The organism is Ancylobacter sonchi, assembly GCF_018390695.1.
GTDB lineage: Bacteria > Pseudomonadota > Alphaproteobacteria > Rhizobiales > Xanthobacteraceae > Ancylobacter > Ancylobacter sonchi.
Genome location: NZ_JAHBGF010000020.1, coordinates 270113 through 289189, shown reverse-complemented (window position 1 = coordinate 289189; position 19077 = coordinate 270113). Strand labels below are relative to the sequence as shown.

The 19077-nt window shown below is 69.5% G+C and carries 16 protein-coding genes; 8 read left to right on the top strand and 8 right to left on the bottom strand.

Going from position 1 to position 19077, the window contains the following annotated elements:
* Positions 1 to 107 precede the first annotated feature (107 nt).
* Together KHC28_RS12055 and KHC28_RS12050 are read right to left on the bottom strand one after the other, a co-directional pair.
* Positions 108 to 1127, bottom strand: a complete 1020-nt coding sequence (locus tag KHC28_RS12055; protein WP_214008598.1) for an NAD-dependent epimerase/dehydratase family protein — start codon at positions 1125 to 1127, stop codon at positions 108 to 110.
* Positions 1128 to 1130: 3 nt separating this feature from the next.
* Complete coding sequence (locus KHC28_RS12050; RefSeq protein WP_214008597.1) at positions 1131 to 2453, bottom strand: UDP-glucose dehydrogenase family protein; 1323 nt, start codon at positions 2451 to 2453, stop codon at positions 1131 to 1133.
* 351 nt (positions 2454 to 2804) lie between these two features.
* On the opposite strand from KHC28_RS12050, the gene KHC28_RS12045 reads away from it, so the two are divergent.
* From KHC28_RS12045 to KHC28_RS12030, 4 genes are all read left to right on the top strand, one after another.
* A complete protein-coding gene (locus KHC28_RS12045; protein ID WP_214008596.1) occupies positions 2805 to 3362 on the top strand; it encodes a sigma-70 family RNA polymerase sigma factor in 558 nt (185 codons plus the stop codon).
* Entirely contained in the window at positions 3346 to 4134 is a 789-nt protein-coding gene (locus tag KHC28_RS12040; protein ID WP_214008595.1) for an anti-sigma factor family protein, read from the top strand. Before KHC28_RS12045 ends, KHC28_RS12040 begins: the two co-directional genes overlap by 17 nt.
* 35 nt (positions 4135 to 4169) lie before the next feature.
* Entirely contained in the window at positions 4170 to 4895 is a 726-nt protein-coding gene (locus KHC28_RS12035; RefSeq protein ID WP_214008594.1) for a Bax inhibitor-1/YccA family protein, read from the top strand.
* A 143-nt stretch (positions 4896 to 5038) separates the two neighbouring features.
* A complete protein-coding gene (locus KHC28_RS12030; protein WP_214008593.1) occupies positions 5039 to 5827 on the top strand; it encodes a DUF2076 domain-containing protein in 789 nt (262 codons plus the stop codon).
* Positions 5828 to 5925: 98 nt separating this feature from the next.
* On the opposite strand, the gene KHC28_RS12025 is transcribed toward KHC28_RS12030, so the two are convergent.
* Entirely contained in the window at positions 5926 to 7677 is a 1752-nt protein-coding gene (locus tag KHC28_RS12025; protein WP_214008592.1) for an ABC transporter ATP-binding protein, read from the bottom strand.
* Between the two features lie 249 nt (positions 7678 to 7926).
* On the opposite strand from KHC28_RS12025, the gene KHC28_RS12020 reads away from it, so the two are divergent.
* From KHC28_RS12020 to KHC28_RS12010, 3 genes are all read left to right on the top strand, one after another.
* Entirely contained in the window at positions 7927 to 10689 is a 2763-nt protein-coding gene (locus KHC28_RS12020; protein WP_246564708.1) for an HAD-IC family P-type ATPase, read from the top strand.
* A gap of 3 nt (positions 10690 to 10692) precedes the next feature.
* Positions 10693 to 11622: a universal stress protein gene (locus tag KHC28_RS12015; RefSeq protein ID WP_214008591.1), complete on the top strand. Its 930-nt coding sequence runs from the start codon at positions 10693 to 10695 to the stop codon at positions 11620 to 11622.
* 445 nt (positions 11623 to 12067) lie between these two features.
* A complete protein-coding gene (locus KHC28_RS12010) occupies positions 12068 to 12361 on the top strand; it encodes a hypothetical protein (protein ID WP_214008590.1) in 294 nt (97 codons plus the stop codon).
* A gap of 33 nt (positions 12362 to 12394) precedes the next feature.
* Here the strand turns inward: KHC28_RS12010 and KHC28_RS12005 are convergent, their stop codons facing one another.
* Genes KHC28_RS12005 through KHC28_RS11995 form a run of 3 tightly spaced genes read right to left on the bottom strand, consistent with a single transcriptional unit; the run spans position 12395 to position 15925 of the window.
* On the bottom strand, positions 12395 to 12973 hold the full coding sequence (locus tag KHC28_RS12005; RefSeq protein ID WP_214008589.1) for a low affinity iron permease family protein: 579 nt from the start codon (positions 12971 to 12973) through the stop codon (positions 12395 to 12397).
* Positions 12974 to 13011: 38 nt separating this feature from the next.
* A complete protein-coding gene (locus KHC28_RS12000; protein WP_214008588.1) occupies positions 13012 to 13752 on the bottom strand; it encodes an endonuclease/exonuclease/phosphatase family protein in 741 nt (246 codons plus the stop codon).
* A gap of 16 nt (positions 13753 to 13768) precedes the next feature.
* Complete coding sequence (locus KHC28_RS11995; RefSeq protein WP_214008587.1) at positions 13769 to 15925, bottom strand: VTT domain-containing protein; 2157 nt, start codon at positions 15923 to 15925, stop codon at positions 13769 to 13771.
* Positions 15926 to 16063: 138 nt separating this feature from the next.
* On the opposite strand from KHC28_RS11995, the gene KHC28_RS11990 reads away from it, so the two are divergent.
* Complete coding sequence (locus KHC28_RS11990; protein WP_214008586.1) at positions 16064 to 16726, top strand: adenosylcobinamide amidohydrolase; 663 nt, start codon at positions 16064 to 16066, stop codon at positions 16724 to 16726.
* Here the strand turns inward: KHC28_RS11990 and KHC28_RS11985 are convergent, their stop codons facing one another.
* On the bottom strand, positions 16727 to 18049 hold the full coding sequence (locus KHC28_RS11985) for an aspartate aminotransferase family protein (protein ID WP_214009018.1): 1323 nt from the start codon (positions 18047 to 18049) through the stop codon (positions 16727 to 16729).
* Between the two features lie 8 nt (positions 18050 to 18057).
* Positions 18058 to 19068, bottom strand: a complete 1011-nt coding sequence (locus tag KHC28_RS11980; RefSeq protein WP_214008585.1) for a phosphotransferase enzyme family protein — start codon at positions 19066 to 19068, stop codon at positions 18058 to 18060.
* Positions 19069 to 19077 lie beyond the last annotated feature (9 nt).

The window sequence follows — 19077 nt, the reverse complement described above, 5'->3', positions numbered from 1 at the left end:
CCGTCCAGGAGCGTTTTCGAGCGAAGCGGATCCGGTTCGCGTGAAGAAAACGCCTCCGAACAAGCCCCTAGAGCGCTTCCGGTGAACCGGAGTTCGCCGGAAGAGCTCTAGACGGTCGCCTCGGTATAGTAGGTGCGGAACCAGCTGACGAAGGCGGCGATGCCCTCGCTGAGCGGCGTCGAGGGTCGATAGCCGGTGATCGCCTGCAGCAGGCGATGATCGGCGAAGGTCTCGGTGACGTCGCCCGGCTGCATGGGCAGGAACTTCTTGCGCGCCGGCTTGCCGACCGCGCGCTCGATCTCCTCGACGAAATTCAGCAATTCCACCGGCGTGCCGCCGGCGATATTCACCACCCGCCACGGCGCCACCGCCGACAGCGTGTCGACGGCGTCCGGCACGTGCACCGGCTCGCCGACCACCGGCGGGCGGTCCATCAGCCGCATCACCGCTTCCACCAGGTCGTCGATATAGGTGAAGTCGCGGCGCATCGCGCCCCGCCCGTAGACCTCGATCGGCTCGCCGCGCTCGATGGCGCGCACGAACTTGAACAGCGCCATGTCCGGCCGTCCCCACGGGCCGTAGCCGGTGAAGAAGCGGAAGCAGGTGGTGGGCAGGTTCCACAGATGCGCATAGGAATGCGACATCACCTCCATGCCCTTCTTGGTCGCGGCATAGAGGCTGAGCGGCGCGTCGGTCGAGGCGATCTCGGGAAACGGCACGTCGAAATTGTCGCCATAGACCGAGCTGGTCGAGGCGAGCAGGAAATGCGACGGCCGCGTCCGCCGCGCGACCTCGAGCACGTTGAACGAGCCGACGAGGTTGGATTCGACATAGGCGCGCGGCGCCTCGATCGAATAGCGCACCCCGGCCTGGGCGGCGAGGTGGACGATGATGTCGGGTGCCGCCAGATCCGCCGCCCGGTCGAGGGCATCCATGTCCTCGAGACGGGCGACGACCGGCGTGAAACGGTTCGACTTGCCGAGAATGGCATGACGGGCGTCCTTGAGACGCCTGTCATAGTAGTCGGTCATGGCATCGAAACCGATGACGGTATGACCTTCGTCGATCAGCCGCCGGGCGAGGTGGAACCCCACGAACCCGGCGGAACCCGTCATCAGTATGCGCATGTATCAGATGGCTTCCGCGCCCGGCCGGCCGATGGAGCTGTACTGGAAGCCGTGCCGGGTGATCTCTTCCGGATTGTAGATGTTGCGCAGATCCACCAGGACCGGCTCCGCGACAATACTCTTGAGACGGCCGAAATCAAGCGCGCGGAACTGGTCCCACTCGGTCACGATCACGATGCTGGACGCACCGTCGGCGGCCTCGTAGGGGTCCTCGCAATAGGTGATGCCCGACGGCATGACCAGCTTGGCCTGCTCGGTACCCACCGGGTCATAGGCCTTGACCACCGCGCCGGCATCGAGCAGCGCCTGCACGATGGAAATGGCGGGCGCCTCGCGCATGTCGTCGGTGTTGGGCTTGAAGGTGAGGCCGAGCACCGCCACGCTCTTGCCGCGCAGATTGCCGCCGACCGCCTTCTCGACCTTGCGGGCCATGGAGCGCTTGCGCTGGTCGTTGACCGCCACCGTGGTCTCGATCAGCCGGATCGGGCTGTCATTGTCCTGGGCGATCTTGACGAGGGCGAGCGTGTCCTTCGGGAAGCAGGAGCCGCCATAGCCGGGGCCGGCATGCAGGAACTTCGAGCCGATGCGCCCGTCCATGCCGATGCCGCGCGACACCTGCTGCACGTCGGCGCCGACCTTCTCGCAGAGGTCGGCGACTTCGTTGATGAAGGTGATCTTCATCGCCAGGAAGGCGTTGGCGGCGTATTTGATCAGCTCGGCGGTGCGGGTGTCGGTGAACAGCAGCGGCGAGGCGTTGAGATAGAGCGGGCGGTAGACCTCGGTCATCACCGCGCGGGCGCGCTCGTCATTGATGCCGACCACGATGCGGTCCGGCTTCTTGAAGTCGGAGATCGCCGCGCCTTCGCGCAGGAATTCCGGGTTCGAGGCGACGGCGACGTCGGCGGCCGGGTTGGTCTCGCGGATGATGCGCGCCACCTCGTCGGCGGTGCCCACCGGCACGGTCGACTTGTCGACCACCACCGCGAAGCCCTTCACCGCCGCCGCGATCTCGCGGGCGACGGCATAGACATATTGCAGGTCGGCGTGGCCATCGCCACGACGGGACGGCGTGCCGACCGCGATGAAGATCGCCTCGGCGCCCTCGATGCCCTCGGGCAGCGAGGTGGTGAAGGAGAGGCGGTTCTGCTTCACATTGGAGGACACCAGATCATCGAGCCCGGGCTCGTAGATCGGAATGATATTCTGCTTCAGCGCCTCGATGCGCTTGGGGTCCTTGTCGATACAAACGACCTGGTGACCGAAATCGGCGAAACACGCGCCGGAAACCAAACCAACATAACCCGATCCGACTACTGCAATCTTCATAAATCCAGTTCCTGTGGGCTGTCTATGGCAACCAAATCTCTGCAAATTCCGAACAAATGTTCTGGCCCGGAATACAATGGCTCAACCAAAAAATTCCGCATCCTCGACACGTCTGGAATACCGTAACAATCCCGCAGCCGTCAAACAACGCCCAGTGGACGGCCTGCTGGCAGCACCGGATCGGCAGACCGCCTGCAATTCCGCTATCCAGTTAAGATTACACGCGAATGACCACCCACGGCGCCGGTGCAGCGCCGGCTCGCCCCAACCGTGGCGGCGCGTCGGGGCCGGTCGCTCAAATTTCGTGCTTTCGGGGTGGAATAGTCGCCGCGGCAGCTCCGTATATGGGTCATGATGCAGAGAAGCTCGACCTTCGACGTGCTCGGCCAGCTCGCGGCGCTCCGGCGCTATGCGCGGGCCCTGACGCGCGACGAGGCGGACGCCGAAGACCTGGTGCAGGACGCGCTGGTGCGCGCCTATGAGAAGCGCTCCGGCTTCGACCCCGAGCGCGGCGAGGCCGTGCAGGGGCTGCGCGGCTGGCTGTTCTCCATCCTGCACAACGTCTTCGTCGACCGCCGGCGCGCGCGCCGGGCCGAGGCCGAGCGCGAGCGTCGCCTCGCCGAGATCGCGCCCGCCGCCGGCGAGCCGGCGCAGGAACACCATGTGCGGCTCGCGCAGATCCGCGACGCCTTCATGGGCCTGCCGGAGGAGCAGCGCGCGGCGCTGCACCTCGTCGCCATCGAGGGCCTCGGCTACGCGGAGGCGGCGGCGGCGCTGGGCATTCCCCAGGGCACGCTGATGTCGCGCCTGTCCCGCGCGCGCGGCGCCTTGCGCGCCGTCGAGGATGGCGGCAGCGCGGCACGCCCGCAGCTCAAGATCGTAGGAGGATCGGATGAACCGTCCCGTTGACCCCGTATCCGACGACGACCTCTCCGCCTATGTCGACGACCAGCTCGACGTCGCCCGGCGCATCGATGTCGAGGCCTATCTCAGCGAACGGCCGGAAGCCGCCTCGCGGGTGATGGCCGACCTGCGCATCCGCGACGAGTTGCGGCTCGCCCTCGCCGACGCGCCGCGCTCGGTGATGAACGCCCCGGCACGGGTCGCCACCGTCGAGGCGGCGCGGCGGCTGGAGCGGGCGCTCGGCCGGGCCCGGATGTGGCGGCAGCTGCGGGTGGCGGCGGCGGTGGCGCTGCTGGTCGGTGCCGGCTGGTTCGCCCATGCCCGCCTCGGCCCGCTCGGAGTCAGCGAGGTGGTGGCCTCCGATCTCGCCCCCGCCTATGTCGACGCCGCCGTGATGGCGCACCGCACCGCGCATCTGCGCGCCGCCATGCCCTCGCAGGCCGGTTCGGGCGCCTATGACCCGGCCGACATCCGCGCCGCCACCGCCATCGTCATGCCGGAGCTGCCCACGGGCTGGTCGGTCACCGACGTGCAGGTGTTCCCCTCAAGCTTCGGGCCCAGCGTCGAGCTGGCGCTGGAGGCGGAGGGCCTCGGCAAGGCGTCGTTGTTCGCCGTGCGGCCGGGCAGCTTCGACGTGGTGCCGGCGACGGTGGCGATGAAGGACACGTTCAACGCCGCCTACTGGCAGGTCGGCGAGGTTGCCTACGCGCTGGTGGCCGAGACCGACGCCCGAGAGCTCGACCAGGTCGCCGCCCGGCTGGCCCGGTCGCTCTACTGAATTTTCGACACACCGCTTCTTCAAGGAGAAAGCAGATGAACCCGCCGAATTCCGGCTTCCAGTGGCAGCAGACCGGTGCCCGCGGCATCGACCAGGCCGTCTATGACGAGGGCCTGCGCCGCCACATGCTGCGCGTCTACAACTACATGGCGCTCGGCCTCGTGCTGACCGGCACTGTGGCCTTCATCGTCGGCACCACGCCGGCGCTCTACGTGCCGATCTTCTCCACCCCGCTGAAATGGGTGGTGATGCTGGCGCCGCTCGCCTTCGTGCTGTTCTTCTCGTTCCGCATGCAGTCGATGTCGGCGTCGGGCGCGCAGACCATGTTCTGGGCGTTCTGCGGCGTGATGGGCCTGTCCATGGCGTCGATCTTCCTGGTGTTCACCGGCACCTCGATCGCCCGCACCTTCTTCATCGCCGCCACCATGTTCGGCGCGACGAGCCTGTACGGCTACACGACCAAGCGCGACCTGTCGCAGTTCGGCTCGTTCCTGATCATGGGCCTGATCGGCGTGGTGATCGCCAGCCTGGTCAATATCTTCCTCGGCTCGACCATGCTGCAGTTCATCGTCTCGGTGGTCGGCATCCTGGTGTTCGTCGGCCTGACCGCCTGGGACACCCAGTCGATCAAGGAGCAGTACGCCGACAGTTTCGACCAGGAATCGCAGCAGAAGCTGGCGGTGTTCGGGGCGTTCTCGCTCTACCTGAACTTCATCAACATCTTCCAGCTGCTGCTCAACCTCACCGGCGAGCGCGAGTGATCGTCGCGGCCGGGTCCGTTCGCGCCGAACACCGGATCGACAAGAACGTGATCTAGCTTCGGAAGGCGGGGCATCGTTCGGGCGGGAAAGCCATCGCGCTCCGCCACGGGCATGCTCGCGCCGCTCGGACGAGGAGATGAGAGATGAACGAGCAGGATCGTCAGACTATCCAGGGATTGTTCGCCCGCCTCGCCGAGGTGGAGCGCAACGCGACACCGCGCGACGCCGGCGCGGAAGGCTTCATCGGGCAGGAAATCGCCCGCCAGCCGGGTGCGCCCTACTACATGGCGCAGACCATCGTGATGCAGGACTACGCGATGCAGCAGGCACAGAGCCGCATCGCCGAGCTTGAGCAGCGCAATGCCGAGCTGGAGGAGGCGCAGGCCGCCCGTCCGGCCTCCGGCGGCGGCTTCCTCGGCGGGCTGTTCGGCTCCTCGCAGCCGCCCGTCCCGCGTGGCGGCTCGGTACCCTCGGTGCCGCGCAACCAGGCGAACGCGCAGCCGCAGTCCTACGGCTCCCAGCCCTATGGCGCGCCGCAGGCGCCGGCCGGCTCGCCCTGGGGCGGCCAGCAGGGCATGGGACAGCCGGGAATGGGACAGCCCGGCATGCCGCCGCAGGGAATGCCTCCGCAGGGCATGGCGCCCGGCGCGATGGGACGCGGCGGCTTCGGCGGCGGCGGCTTCCTCGCCGGCGCGGCGCAGACCGCGATGGGCGTCGCCGGCGGTGTGCTGCTCGGCAACGCGATCGCCGGCATGTTCGGCGGCAACGAGGCGCATGCGGCGCCGGCCACCCCGCCGGCCGAAACGCCGGCGGCAGATAATTCAGCGGCGGACGATACCCCGGCCGACGACCCGAGCCCGGCCGACGATCTCGGCGCCTCGGACGGCGGCGGGTTCTTCGACGATTTCTTCGGCGGCAGCGACGAGGTCTAGTCGCGCGCCCATTTCCCCCGGCGTTGGTTGCTCAAGACCAACGTTCCCTCACTGGGCCGGCGTAAGCCGGCCCTCTTTTTTGCGCCGCCGCCTACCGGTCAGGGCGCGACCTCGTCCATCCCCGTTCCCATTTCCGTCCCCTGCGTCTGCGCGAGGTGCAGCCGGCGATAGAGGCCGTCATGTGCGACGAGCTCGTCATGCGGGCCGTCCTCGGCGATGCCCTCGGACCTGACCACCACGATGCGGTCGGCATGGCGGATGGTGGCGAGGCGATGGGCGATGACCAGCGTGGTGCGGCCCTGCGACAGCTCGTCGAGCGAGAGCTGGATCTCCCGCTCGGTCTGGGTGTCCAGCGCCGAGGTCGCCTCGTCGAGGATCAGGATCGGCGGGTTCTTGAGGAAGATGCGGGCGATGGCGAGGCGCTGCTTCTGCCCGCCCGACAGCTTGACGCCGCGCTCGCCGACCACCGTGTCGAGCCCGTCCGGCAAGGCGGCGAGCAGCCCGTCGAGCCGGGCGCGCCGCGCCGCCTCGACGATCTCCGCTTCCGAGGCGTCGAGCCGGCCATAGGCGATGTTCTCGCGGATGGTGCCGCCGAACAGGAAGATGTCCTGCTGCACGATGCCGATATTGCGCCTCAGCGAGGCCAGCGTCATGTCGGCGATGTCGATGCCGTCGATGGCGATGCGCCCGCCGGTCGGCTCGTAGAAGCGCGGCACTAGCGACAGGAGCGTGGTCTTGCCGGCGCCGGAGGGGCCGACAAAGGCGACGGTTTGCCCGGCGCCGATCGACAGATCGATGCCCGACAGCACCGGCCGGTCCGCGGTGTAGCCGAAGCTCACCTTCTCGAAGCGGATGTCGCCGCGCAGCCCCGCGACCTCGACCGCACCGGGCCGGTCGGCGATGTCGGGCGCGGTCGCCAGCAATTCCTGATAGCGGCGGAAGCCGGCGATGCCCTTGGGATAGGTCTCCATCACCGCGGCGATCTTGTCGAGCGGGCGGTAGAACACCCCGACCAGCAGCAGGAAGCCGACGAAGCCGCCGATCGACAATTCGCCCTGCACCACATACCAGGCGCCGGCCAGCATGACGGCGAGCTGGACGAGCCGCATCGCCATGTAGTTCAGCGCCTGCCCCACCGCCATCAGCTTGTAGGCGTCGAGCTTGGTGGCGCGGTAATTCGCGTTGTCGAGGGCGAAGAGGTCGCGCTCATGCGCCTCGTTGGCGAAGGCCTGCACCACGCGGATGCCGCCGATATTCTCCTCCAGCCGGACGTTGAACGCGCCGACCCGGCCGAACTGCGCCTGCCAGTTCTTGGTCATGCGCCCGCCGAAGCGCGCCACCAGCAACACCGTGACCGGCACGATCAGCGCGGTGAGGAAGGCCAGCGGAGGATGCACCCAGAGCATCAGCAGGAAGGCGCCGATGAAGGTCATCACCGCGATGAACATGTCCTCCGGCCCGTGATGGGCGATCTCGCCGATCTCCTCGAGGTCCTTGGTGACGCGGGCGAGCAGGTGGCCGGTCTTCACGTTGTCGAAGAAGCGGAAGGACAATTTCTGCAGATGCTCGAAGGCGCGGGCGCGCATCTCGGTCTCGATGTTGATGCCGAGCACGTGCCCCCAATAGGTGACGATCGCCATCAGCCCGCTATTGACCGCGTAAATCGCCAGCAGGCCCACCGCCGCCAGCACGACGAGCTGGAGGTCGCCGCCCGGCAGCAGCCGGTCGACGAACAGCTTCATCGCGATGGGAAAGCCGAGCTCCAGCACGCCCGACAGCACGGCGCAGCCGAAGTCGAGCACGAAGAGATGCAGGTGCGGGCGGTAATAGGAAAAGAAGGCCTTGATCATCATTCACTCCGGCCGCCGGCCGGCAGCCGGGACCCGGCCTGCCGTCGCGCCGCGACACGCGGCTTTCCTTTTCCAAAGTCTGGCCGATCCCGCAAGGGGATAGAGGCCGGGCGAGAACAGCGCCGCCTGACGAAATTGTCATCCCGCCTACGGGAAAAACATGACGAGACGCACCTGCCCAAAGGGTAGCTTGCCGCTCGCCATCCCGGCGGTAGGCTGGGGTGAAGAGGTGAAACGGAGGCACGCGGCATGGCGGAGCAGATGGCGGAACCGGTCGCGTCGAACGAAGCCGAGATACCCCGGACCGCCAGCTCTCCCGCAACCGCCCCCTCCGCCGGTACCGCCCATCCCTTCTGGCATGCGCTGCCGCATCGCGAGGTCGCCCGCCATCTCGGCGTCGGCGCCGAGGGCCTCACCGCCGCCGAGGCGAGCGCCCGCCTCGCCCGCCACGGACCCAACCGCCTGCCCGAGCCGCCGCGCCGGCACCCGCTGCTGCGCTTCCTGGCGCAGTTCAACAACATGCTGATCTATTTCCTGCTGGCCGGCGCGCTGGCGGCCTCGCTGATCGGCCACGGCATCGACGCCGGGGTGATCCTGGCGGTGGTGCTGGCCAACGCGATCATCGGCTATGTGCAGGAGGGCAAGGCGGAGGAGGCGCTGCGCGCCATCCGCGAGATGATCTCCCCGCATGCCAACGTCATCCGCGACGGGCAGCGCACCAGCATCGGCGCGCATGAGCTGGTGCCCGGCGACGTCATCGTCATCGAGGCCGGCGATCGCGTGCCCGCCGATGCCCGGCTGATGCGCGCGCGTGGCATGCGCATCGACGAATCGGCGCTCACCGGCGAATCCATCACCGCCGAGAAGCACGAGGAGGCCGCGCCGCACGCCGCGCCGCTGGGCGACCGCCACTCCATGGCGTTTTCCGGCACCACGGTGGCCGCCGGCCAGGGCGCCGCCGTGGTGGTGGCAACCGGCACTCACACCGAGATCGGCCGCATCGGCAAGCTGATGGCCGAGGTCGAGCCTATGGCGACGCCGCTGCTGCGCCAGATCGACGGCTTCGCGCGGCGCTTCACCTGGGTCGCCTTCGGCGGCGCGGCGCTGCTGTTCGTCTTCGCCGTCGCCTTCCGCAACTATGACTGGGCGGACGCACTGATCGCCGTGGTGGCGCTGGCGGTCGGCGTGGTGCCGGAAGGGCTGCCGGCGGTGATCACCATCACGCTGGCCATCGGCGTGCGCCGCATGGCGGCGCGCAATGCGGTGATCCGCCTGCTGCCGGCGGTGGAGACGCTGGGCGCGACATCGGTGATCTGCTCCGACAAGACCGGCACCCTCACCCGCAACGAGATGACCGCCCGCCGGCTGTTCGTGCCCGGTGGCGAGATCGAGGTGGAAGGCGGCGGCTACCGGCCGGAAGGCGCCATCGCCTGGGTGACGGGCGCGGCGACCGGCGACCCGGCAATGGCTGCCGCACTGCCGCTGGTGCGCGCCGGCCTGTTGTGCAACGACGCGCAGCTGCGCCACGAGGCCGGTCACTGGAGCGTCGAGGGCGATCCGATGGAAGGTGCGCTGGTGGCGCTGGCGGTGAAGGCCGGGCTCGACCCGGCGGCCGAGCGTGGGGCCTGGGTGCGGCGCGACGAGATCCCCTTCGACGCCGCCTACCGCTTCATGGCGACCGCGCATGAGGGGCCGGGCGGCGAGACGGCGATCTTCATCAAGGGCGCGCCCGAGGCGCTGCTGCCGCTCTGCGGCGCCGACCCGGCGCGGTGGGGCGCGCATGTCGAGGCGGCCGCCGGCCATGGCGAGCGCGTGCTCGGCTTCGCGGCCAAGCGCGTGGCGCAGCTGCCGGAGCGGCTCTCCTTCGACGATGTGCAGGAGGGTTTCGACTTCCTCGGCCTCGTCGGCTTCATCGACCCGCCGCGCCCGGAGGCGGTCGCCGCCATCGAGGAGTGCCGCACCGCCGGCATCGGCGTGAAAATGATCACCGGCGACCACGCCGCCACCGCGGCGACGATCGCCCGCCAGCTCGGCATCGCCGAGAACCCGCTGACGGTCACCGGCGCCGAGGTCGACGCAGCGGATGACGAGGAACTCGTCGACATCGCCCGGCGCACCTCGGTGTTCGCCCGCACCAGCCCGGAGAACAAGCTGCGCATCGTGCGCGCGCTGCAATCGACCGGCGCTGTGGTGGCGATGACCGGCGACGGGGTGAACGATGCGCCCTCGCTGCGGCAGGCCGATGTCGGCATCGCCATGGGCCGCAAGGGCACGGAGGCCGCCAAGCAGGCCGCCGAGATCGTGTTGGTCGACGACAATTTCGCCTCCATCGTCGCGGCGGTGCGCGAGGGCCGCACGGTCTACGACAATATCCGCAAGATGATCGCCTGGACGCTGCCGACCAATGGCGGCGAGGTATTGTGCGTCATCGTCGCGATCCTTGCCGGGCTGACCATGCCGATGTCGCCGGCGCAGATCCTGTGGATCAACCTCGTGCTGTCGGCGACGCTCGGGCTGGCGCTGGCCTTCGAGCCGACCGAGCCCGGCATCATGAAGCGCCCGCCGCGCCCGCCGGGCGCCGGGTTGCTCTCGCCCTTCATGCTGTGGCGGATCGTCTTCGTGTCGCTGCTGTTCCTCGTGGTGGCGCTGGGGCTGTTCGAATGGTCGCTGGCGCGCGGCGACGATGTCGAAATGGCACGCACCATCGTGGTCAACGCCATCGTGGTGATGGAAATCTTCTACCTGTTCAACGTACGCTACATTCGCGGCAGCTCGCTGACCCTCACCGGCGTGGTCGGCACCAGGGCGGTGATCGCCGCGCTCGCCGCCGTGGTGGTGGCGCAGTTCGCCTTCACCTATCTGCCGCTCCTGCAGGAGATTTTCCTCACCCGCCCGGTGTCGCTGGCCGACGGCTTCCTGATCGTCGGCGTCGGCGTGGCGCTGATGGTCGTGCTGGAGATCGAGAAGCTGGTGCTGCGCCGGCTCGGCCTGTTCGCCGCCGAGAAGATCTGATCCATGACGACTTCCCCCGGAGAGCCGACGAAGATGGAAGCCACGCTGCCCACCACCGCCGCGACGCCCAGCCGGCTGCTGCTCGCCACCGATCTGAGCCCGCGCTGCGACCGGGCGCTCGACCGCGCCCGGCAGCTCGCCGGGCAATGGCACGCCGAATTGATCGCCGTGCATGCCATCGAGCCGGCCGACACCGGCCACTGGACCTCCGGCGCGCTGCCGACCGCCCCCGAGGGCTCGGCCCTGCCCGGCCTCGACGCCCTGCGGGTGCGGCGCCGGCTCGGCGAGGCCGGCGACGGCATCGAGGTGCTGGTCGGCACCGGCGAGTGCGAGGCGGTGGTAAGCGGCATCGCGCGGGCCCGCGACGCCGGGCTTGTCGTCACCGGCGTCGCCCGCGACGAGCTGCTCGGCCGGCGCACCCTCGGGCGCAGCGTCGCCGCGCTGGTGCACGAGGCCCGCCTGCCGCTGCTGATCGTGCGCGAGCGGCCGCGCGGCGCCTATCTGCGCGTCGTGGTCGCCAGCGACTTCAGCGACGGCTCGGCGGCGCCGCTGCTCACCGCCGCCGACTGGTTTCCCACCTCCCGGCTGGCGCTGCTGCACGCCTATGATCCGCCCTTCGCCGGGATGACCGCCGACCGCGCCACTTATGAGGAGGAATACCGCGCGGTGGCAGCGAAGGAGGCGGAGGCCTTCCTCGCCGGCACGCCGCTGTCGGGCGACCGGCTGGAGGTGGTGCTGGAGCCCGGCAGCCCTCCGGCCGTGCTCACCGCGCATGTCGAGGCGCGCGACATCGATCTCGTGGTGATCGGCAGCGGCGAGAAGAGCTTCCTGCACCGGCTACTCGCCGGCAGCACCGACACCTCGATCCTCGCCGAGGTGCCCTGCGACATCCTCGTGGTGCCGAAGGGGCCGGCTCCGGAGCCGGCCGCCTGATCCCGCCGGCCAGTGTCGCTTTTGCGTTTGGCGCGCGGACGGGTGGAAATCCAATGCGTTACGGCTGGTGCGAATGCCGCCTTCGCAGTTGCAACAAGTCGAAATGTAATCGTTTCAGAATTATGACAGACTGTATTCCCAATAAATCAAATCAATGTTTGCACGACGGTAATATGTGCGGCACAAAACCGCCGCCGGCAAAAGGTTCCACTCGTGCTCGCTAATTTGTCGATTGACGCGCCCGGCAATCTGGTTTCTTTTCGCGTCCTTAATTGAGCTTCGCGGCGATCCCCGCGGACCGAATCACTTCTTACCCGCCTCCGGCGACCTCGCATCTCGACGATCGCGGGTCGTAGGCATGTGGGCGGTTCGAGGCCTGCGGGACGCACGAAGCGGCGATATCGCCTGTCGCGGGACAGGCGAGCATCAATGGAGGATCGCCGATATGTCGACCATACCCCCGAACAGCCCCACCCCTCAGACCCCCACCCCCTACACGCTGTATTTCACCGGCTCCTATGCCGACGACCCGCTCCAGCCGATGAAGCGGCTGCGTTTCTCCTCGATTCCCGACGCCGTCGACCGCGCGCTGGAAATGAAGCGGGAGGGCAAGATGAAGCCGGTGGAGGTCCGCGACGACCAGGGCCGGCTCGTCACCTGCGAACTGATCGGCTGGCGGTTCTCGCCGCTCGCCACCCGGGCGGCCGAGCGCACCGAGCGCACGCGCTTCATCGCCTGAGCCTCACCACCTTGCCGCCATGGCCGGCGGGCATCAGGCCTGCCGGCCCGGAATGCGGGTGGCGCCGGCGCCCGCCGGCTTCGCCACCCTCCGCCGCACCGGCGATTTGCGAGCGTCCTTTTTTACCACTTCCTCGCCATCTCCCGCCTTGCCGGCGGCGGCGCTGCCCTCGTCCCTAGACGCGCGACTGCGGCAGGCCCGCTGCTCGAACTCGGCCCGGATGCGCTCCAGTTCCTCCTCGTCCAGCTCCTCGAGGTCCATCAGCTTCTCGCGCGGCCCCTCGAGGCGGGAAATCAGCTCGTCGAGCTTGATGTGCAGCGCCGTGGTGTCGCGGTTCTGGCTGTTCTGGATCACGAACACCATCAGGAAGGTGATGATGGTGGTCGAGGTGTTGATGATCAGCTGCCAGGTGTCGTTGAAGCCGACGAACGGGCCGGTCACCGCCCACAGCACGATGATACCGACCGCGCCGATGAAGGTCGCCGGCTGGCCGGTCCAGTGCGAGACCTTCTGGGCGAAGCGGGTGAAGGCCGAGCGCTTCGGCGTATCCCGGCCGGCTTTGCCCGGCTCGGGCCTATTCGGGTGAGAAACGGCCGATGTTTTCGCGAGCATGGGTGGCTTGCCTCCGGCATCGGCGGCGAGCGGCCGCCTCACGGCGGGACAATGTGCGGCGGGGCGTCACGGTTCCGCGCGGGGGTGCCCGCTCCCGTCAGCCGCACATCGGCGATCACCGGCAGGTGATCGGAGGCGCGCGCCGCTTCCGGATCGGTGAAGCAGGCCAGCACCGCCAGTCCGTCATTGCAGTAGAGCCGGTCCAGCCGCAGCGTCGGCCGGCGGGCGGGAAAGGTGCGCAAGCGACTGCGCCAGCCGAACACCGCCGCCAGCCGCCGGCGCACCTCGCCGAACGACGCCCAGTCGTTGAAGTCACCGAGCATCAGCGTCGGCTCCTCACCGCGGCGCGCCCCCAGCCGCGCCAGCGTCCGCACCTGCCCGAGCCGCTCGCCCATGGCGAGGCCGAGATGCACCGCCACCACGTTGAGCGCACCGAAATCGGTGGCGATGCGCGCCGAAATGGCGAAGCGCGGCTCGCGGCGGCTCACCGAGAGGTCGTGCAGTTCCACCCCGGCGGTCTCCCAGCGGCTGAACAGCGCGTGGCCGTAATGCCCGTCCGGCGCGACGATGGTGCGCGCTTCGGCAAAGTAGCCCGCCCGCAGACCGCGCAGCGGCGCGAGGCAATCGACGTCGCGCCCGCGGGTGTCGATCTCCTGCAGGGCGACAATGTCCGGCCGATGGCGGGCGATCAGCGCGGCGATGCGTTCGAGGTCGAAGCGCCGGTCCGGGCCGATGCCGCCATGGATGTTCCAGCTCATCAGCCGGATGATCCCGTTCATGGACCCTGCCGCCCCATCAGCCCGCCGGCCGCAGGCGGTTGACCAGCAGCTGGAAGCTGAGCGACAGCACGATCCACAGCGCGAGGAAGCCGACCAGCAGCGCCACCGCCCCCAGCGACGGGGCGGCGAGGATATCGACCACCTGCCGGCCAAGCGCCGTCATCACGATCAGTCCCGGCATCAGACCGAGCACGGTGCCGGCGAGATACTCCGCGAAGGGAATGCCGACCGCGCCGGCCACCAGATTGACGAAGCTGAACGGCGCCGCCGGCACCAGCCGCACCGTGGTCACCGCCAGCACGCCGCGATTGGCGAGGCGGCGGCGGATGCGGTTGATACGCGGTCCGATGAAGCGTCGCACCAGCCGCGCGCCCAGCGTGCGGCCCACCGCATAGGTGGCGAGCGCGCTGGCCACCGCCCCGGTGCCGGCCAGCACCGCGCCGGCCCAGCCGTCGAACACCGCCACGGTGGCGACGATGAGCAGGGTGACCGGGAAGGCGATGAAGCCGCCGGCGACGAAGGCGGCGATCACCGCCAGCGGCGCCCAGGGCGCCTCGGCGAGGCGGGCGAAGGCCTGTATCAGCCGGTCGGGCTCGGCGAAGGGCGAATAGCTCCAGGCCAGCGCGAGACCGCCGATCACCGCCAGCCCCGCCAGCGCGCCGAGCAGCATGCGCCAGCGGCGCGGGGTCGGCACGGCGATGCCGGATTCCTCGTAGAGCGGCTCGATCGGGTCGGCGAGCGCGTCGATCATCGGCAGCGGCAGGTCGGCGGCTTCCGGCTCATAGGGCACCGGGGCCAGCCGGCGGTCGGGCGAGGGGGCATCCAGCAATGCCGCCAGCCCGCCTTGCGCCAGCGCGGTGCCGACCTCCTCGTGGCTGCGGCCGAGATGCTCGCCGAGAAGCCCGTTGCGCAGCCGGGCGATGCCGTCCCGCTCCACCGCGTCGCGCGCTTCCACCACCAGGTCGCATTCGCTGTCGAAGCCCATGGAACGGTTGCACAGATTGGCCGAGCCGATGCGCATCAGCCGGTCGTCGACGATCAGCACCTTGGAATGCACCATCACCCGGCCGGCCGCGCCCTCGGGGCCGACCTCGGGATAGACGAAGCGCAAGCGATGGGCGAGACCGGCCTCCACCACCATGCCCATCACCCGGTCGCGGCCGACGCCCATGGCGCGATGCTCGAACCAGGACCGGTAGCCCCGCGGCATCACCACCACCGCTTCCAGATGTGGACGTGCCCGCATGCGGGCGAGCAGCCGCTCGGTGGTGCGCCGGCATGTGAAGAACTGGTTCTCGACATAGACCAGCCGCTCGGCGCTCTCGATCATGTCGAAGAACAGCGCCTCGACCTCGCGCACGCTCGGCTCGCGGTCATGCGCCGGCAGGGTGCGGGCGATGCCGACCGCGACATGCTCGAAGTCCGGCTTCACCGCGTCGGGCCAGGACGAGGACGCGGACGGACGGTCCGGCGCGCCGCGCGGCGGGGCCAGCCGCTCGCAGGCGGCGCGGCGCCACCGCTCGCGCAGCAGGTCGCCGAGCGCGGCGGCCGCCGGCCCCTCGACCAGCATCTGCACGTCGTGGAAGGCGCCATAGGCGGTGCCGGACGGATCGACCCGCCGCTCATCCGCCGGCAGATGCTCGGACGTGTCCCAGCGCCGGCCGGTGAGGTCGAGCCCGCCGGAGAAGGCGACGCGGTCGTCGATCACCACGATCTTCTGGTGATGCGAGGCGCCGAAGGGCAGCGCGTCGTCGAGGCAGATCTCGATCTGCGGCGGGGTGTTCCACAGGAAGGAATAGAGCGGCATCAGCTCCCGCTCGAAGGCGAAGACCATGGAATAGTCCCACAGCAGCAAGCGGATGCGCAGCTGCGGCCGGCGCGTCACCAGCGCGGTGAGGAAATCCGCCAGCGTCTCGGGCAGCCCGTCATCGGCGCGGCCGCTCGGACCCACCAGCCGCATGCGGCTGTCGAGGTCCCAGCCGGCGATGAGCACGCTGTCCTGCGCTTGGAGAAGCGCCGCGCGCAGCGCACCGAAATAGGCAGCGCCGTCCACCAGCACCGCCGCCCGCGCCGCGCTCTCCACCCGCCAGACATTCTCGCCCTCGCGCAGCAGCGGCGCCGGGGGCGTCCCGCCTGGGGTTGCGAGCGAAAAATCCTGAACGCGGTCGAGCATGAGAGACGGCCCCTCCATCGATGGATGAGTTGCGGATGATCGCCTGCGTCAACGGTCGCGGCGGCGACCGGTTCCGCCCGTTCGGCCCGTGGGACACCCTCGCCACAGCGAGCCGGCGCTGCTACAGCGCAGGGGGAGATGACCGCGACGCTCGACATAGGCTGCGATCCCCCCTGGCTGGTGCTGCGCCTGCCGGGCCCTCACCGCATGGTGAGCTGGTCGCTCAACCGGCCCGGGCTGGTGGACGCCTCTCTCGTCGCCTGGCGGCAGGTGGAGCGGGACGAGCTGACCGCCGATCTCGACCCGGCGGCGTGGTTCGCCGATGCGCTCGACGCCGCCGGGCTTGGCGGCGCGGTCGGCCTGCTCACCGCGCGCGACGTCGCCTCGCATGTCCGTTGCGACGCGGAGGTGGACGGCGCGCGGGCCGAGTGCGTGGTCACCGCCGGGCTGAACAATGGCGAGCGGGTCGGCACCCGGCATCCGGCGGCGCCGGCGCTCGTCGGCACCGTCAACATCTTCTGCCGCGCCTCGATGCCGCTGACCGACGCGGCGCTGCTGGAAGCCGCCTCTCTGGTGGCGCAGGCGCGTACCGTGGCGATCCTTGAGGCCGGCTATCGCCGTCCCGGCGGCCGGCAGGCAGTCACCGGCACCGGCACCGACTGCATTGTGATGGCGGCGCCGCTCGACGGTGCGCCTGAGGCCTATGCCGGCATGCACACCGCCATCGGCGAGGCGATCGGCGCCTGCGTCGAGGAAGCGATCCGTATCGCCGTCGCCGAGTGGATCGCCGCGCGCGGCTGATCAGGCGGCGGCCAACAGCTCGGTGAGCGCGTCGGCCAGCCGGTCGGCATGCTCGATGCCGACGCAGAGCGGCGGGCGGATCTTCAGCACATTGCCGAACTGGCCGGCGGCGCCGATCAGGATGCCCTTCTGCTTCAGCCCGTTGATCAGTGCCTTGGCGATGTCCGCGCGGGGGCCGCTCTCGTCGCCGAAGGCGACGCCGAGATACAGCCCGGCCCCGCGCACCGCGGTGATCGGCGTCTTGCCCATCAGATGCGTCAGCCGTGCCTTGAGGTGGCGGCCGACGCGGTCGGCATTGGCGATCAGCCCGTCCTCCTCGATGGCCTCCAGCACCGCGAGCGCGGCGGCGGCGGCCACCGGGCTGGCGGCGAAGGTATTGAAATAGCCGAAATCGGCACAGAAATCGGCGAGCAGCTGCGGCCGCGTCACCAGCCCAGCCACCGGGTAGCCATTGCCCATCGGCTTGCCCATGGTGACGATGTCCGGCTCGACGCCGTGGCGCTCAAAGCCCCACATGCCCGCCCCGGTCCGCCCGAAGCCGGGCTGCACCTCGTCGGCGATGAACAGGCCGCCCGCCTTGCGCGTCACCTCGACCGCCTCCCTGAGGAAGCCGGGCGGATCGGCGAACACGCCGTCGGAGGAGAAGATCGTATCGACCAGCAGGCCGGCGAAGCGGATGCCGTCCGCCTCCATGGCGGCGATGGCGCCGGCCACCGCCTCGGCGAAGCCTCGCCCGACGTCGTTGCCGAACACCGCCGGATCGGGAGGCGGCACCATGCGCACATGCGGCGGCGGCGCGCCGTTGCGATAGGAGGAGGGCGAGACCTCGGTCACCGCCGAGGTATTGCCGTGATAGGCGGTCTGCGTCACCACGAAGCCGGCACCGCCGGTCGCCCGCTTGGCGATGCGCAGCGCGAGGTCGTTGCTCTCGCTCCCCGTGCAGGTGAGCACGAGGTTCGACAGCGCCGCCGGGAAGGTGGCGAGCAGCTTCTCGGCATAGTCGTGCGAGACGTCGAACAGATAGCGCGAATGGATGTTGAACTCGGCGACCTGCTTCTGCACCGCCTCCACCACTTTCGGGTGGCAATGCCCGACGGTCGGCACGTTGTTGTAGAAATCGAGATAGGCCCGCCCGTCGGAGGCGTGGAGATACGGCCCCTCCGCCTTCACCACCTTCAGCGGCACGTCGTAGAACAGCACCGAACCGGCGCCGAAGGCGCGCTGGCGCCGCGCGACCAGCGCCGCGATGTCCGGCGGCAGCGCCGCGCCCTCGCCGGAAAAGGCGTTGAGCGACAGGATCTGCAGTTCCGGGCTCTTCTTCATCGGGCTCGTCACGAGGCCGCCCTCCCATGAGTTTCGAGGAAAGCGCGGCCAAGCGCCACCGTGCCGTGCGTATAGGCTTCGCCCATCGCCTGCGCGGTCGGGGTCTCGGCATGCGAGGCGACCCAGGCGGTGAGCAGCATGCGCCGGAGCATGATGAACACCGGCAGGATGGCGCACTCCTCGTCCGACAGCGGCGCCACGGTGCGGTAGCCGGCAACCCAAGCCTTCTGCAGCTCGGGGATATACGGCTCGTGCTCGGTGAAGCTGATGGCGGCAGCGAAGTCGTAGAGGTACCAGGAGAAGCCGCAATCGTCGAAATCGATCACCGACAGCGTGTCGCCGTCGACCAACAGATTGGCAACCCGCATATCGGCATGGACGAGGCCGAAGCGATCCTCGCCGGTGCCATAGGCCTCGACCTTCTGCTTCAGCGCCGCCGCGACCTCCTCCAGCACCGCCCGCCCCTCGGCGTCGAGGCCGAGGCCGGCGCGCCAGTCGCCCCAGAGCAGCACCTCGCCGAGCATGGCGTCGAAGTCCCAGCGCTTGCGCACGAAGCCGTCCGGCCGCTGCCAGCCCTTGGCATGGGCGTGCAGCCGGGCATTGATCGCGCCGAGCTGGTGGAACCAGCGCGGCAGGTCCTCGCCCTCGGCCGGCTCCCTGCCTGCGACCAGTTCGAAGGCCACCGCGTGCCGGGTCACGCCGCCATCGTCGAGGTCGGCGATCAGCGTGCCGTCGGCGAGCGGCACCGGGGTCAGCGTCGCCACCACCCCCTCGCCGCCGAGTGCGCCCAGCCAGGCGAGCTCGGAAGCGATCTCGGCACGCGAATGGTAGCCGGGCCGGTGCACCCGCAACACCAGTTCGCGGCCGCTGGCAGCGTCGCGGGCGCGGAAGGTGGCGTTCTCGGAAATGGTGAGCAGCTTCACGTCGCTCGCCGGCGACAGGTCCCAGCGCGGCAGCGCGGCGCGCAGGCTCGCCTCGAGCCGGCCCAGGAAGTCGTCGCTATACATGGTGTCGGTCATGGTCATGCT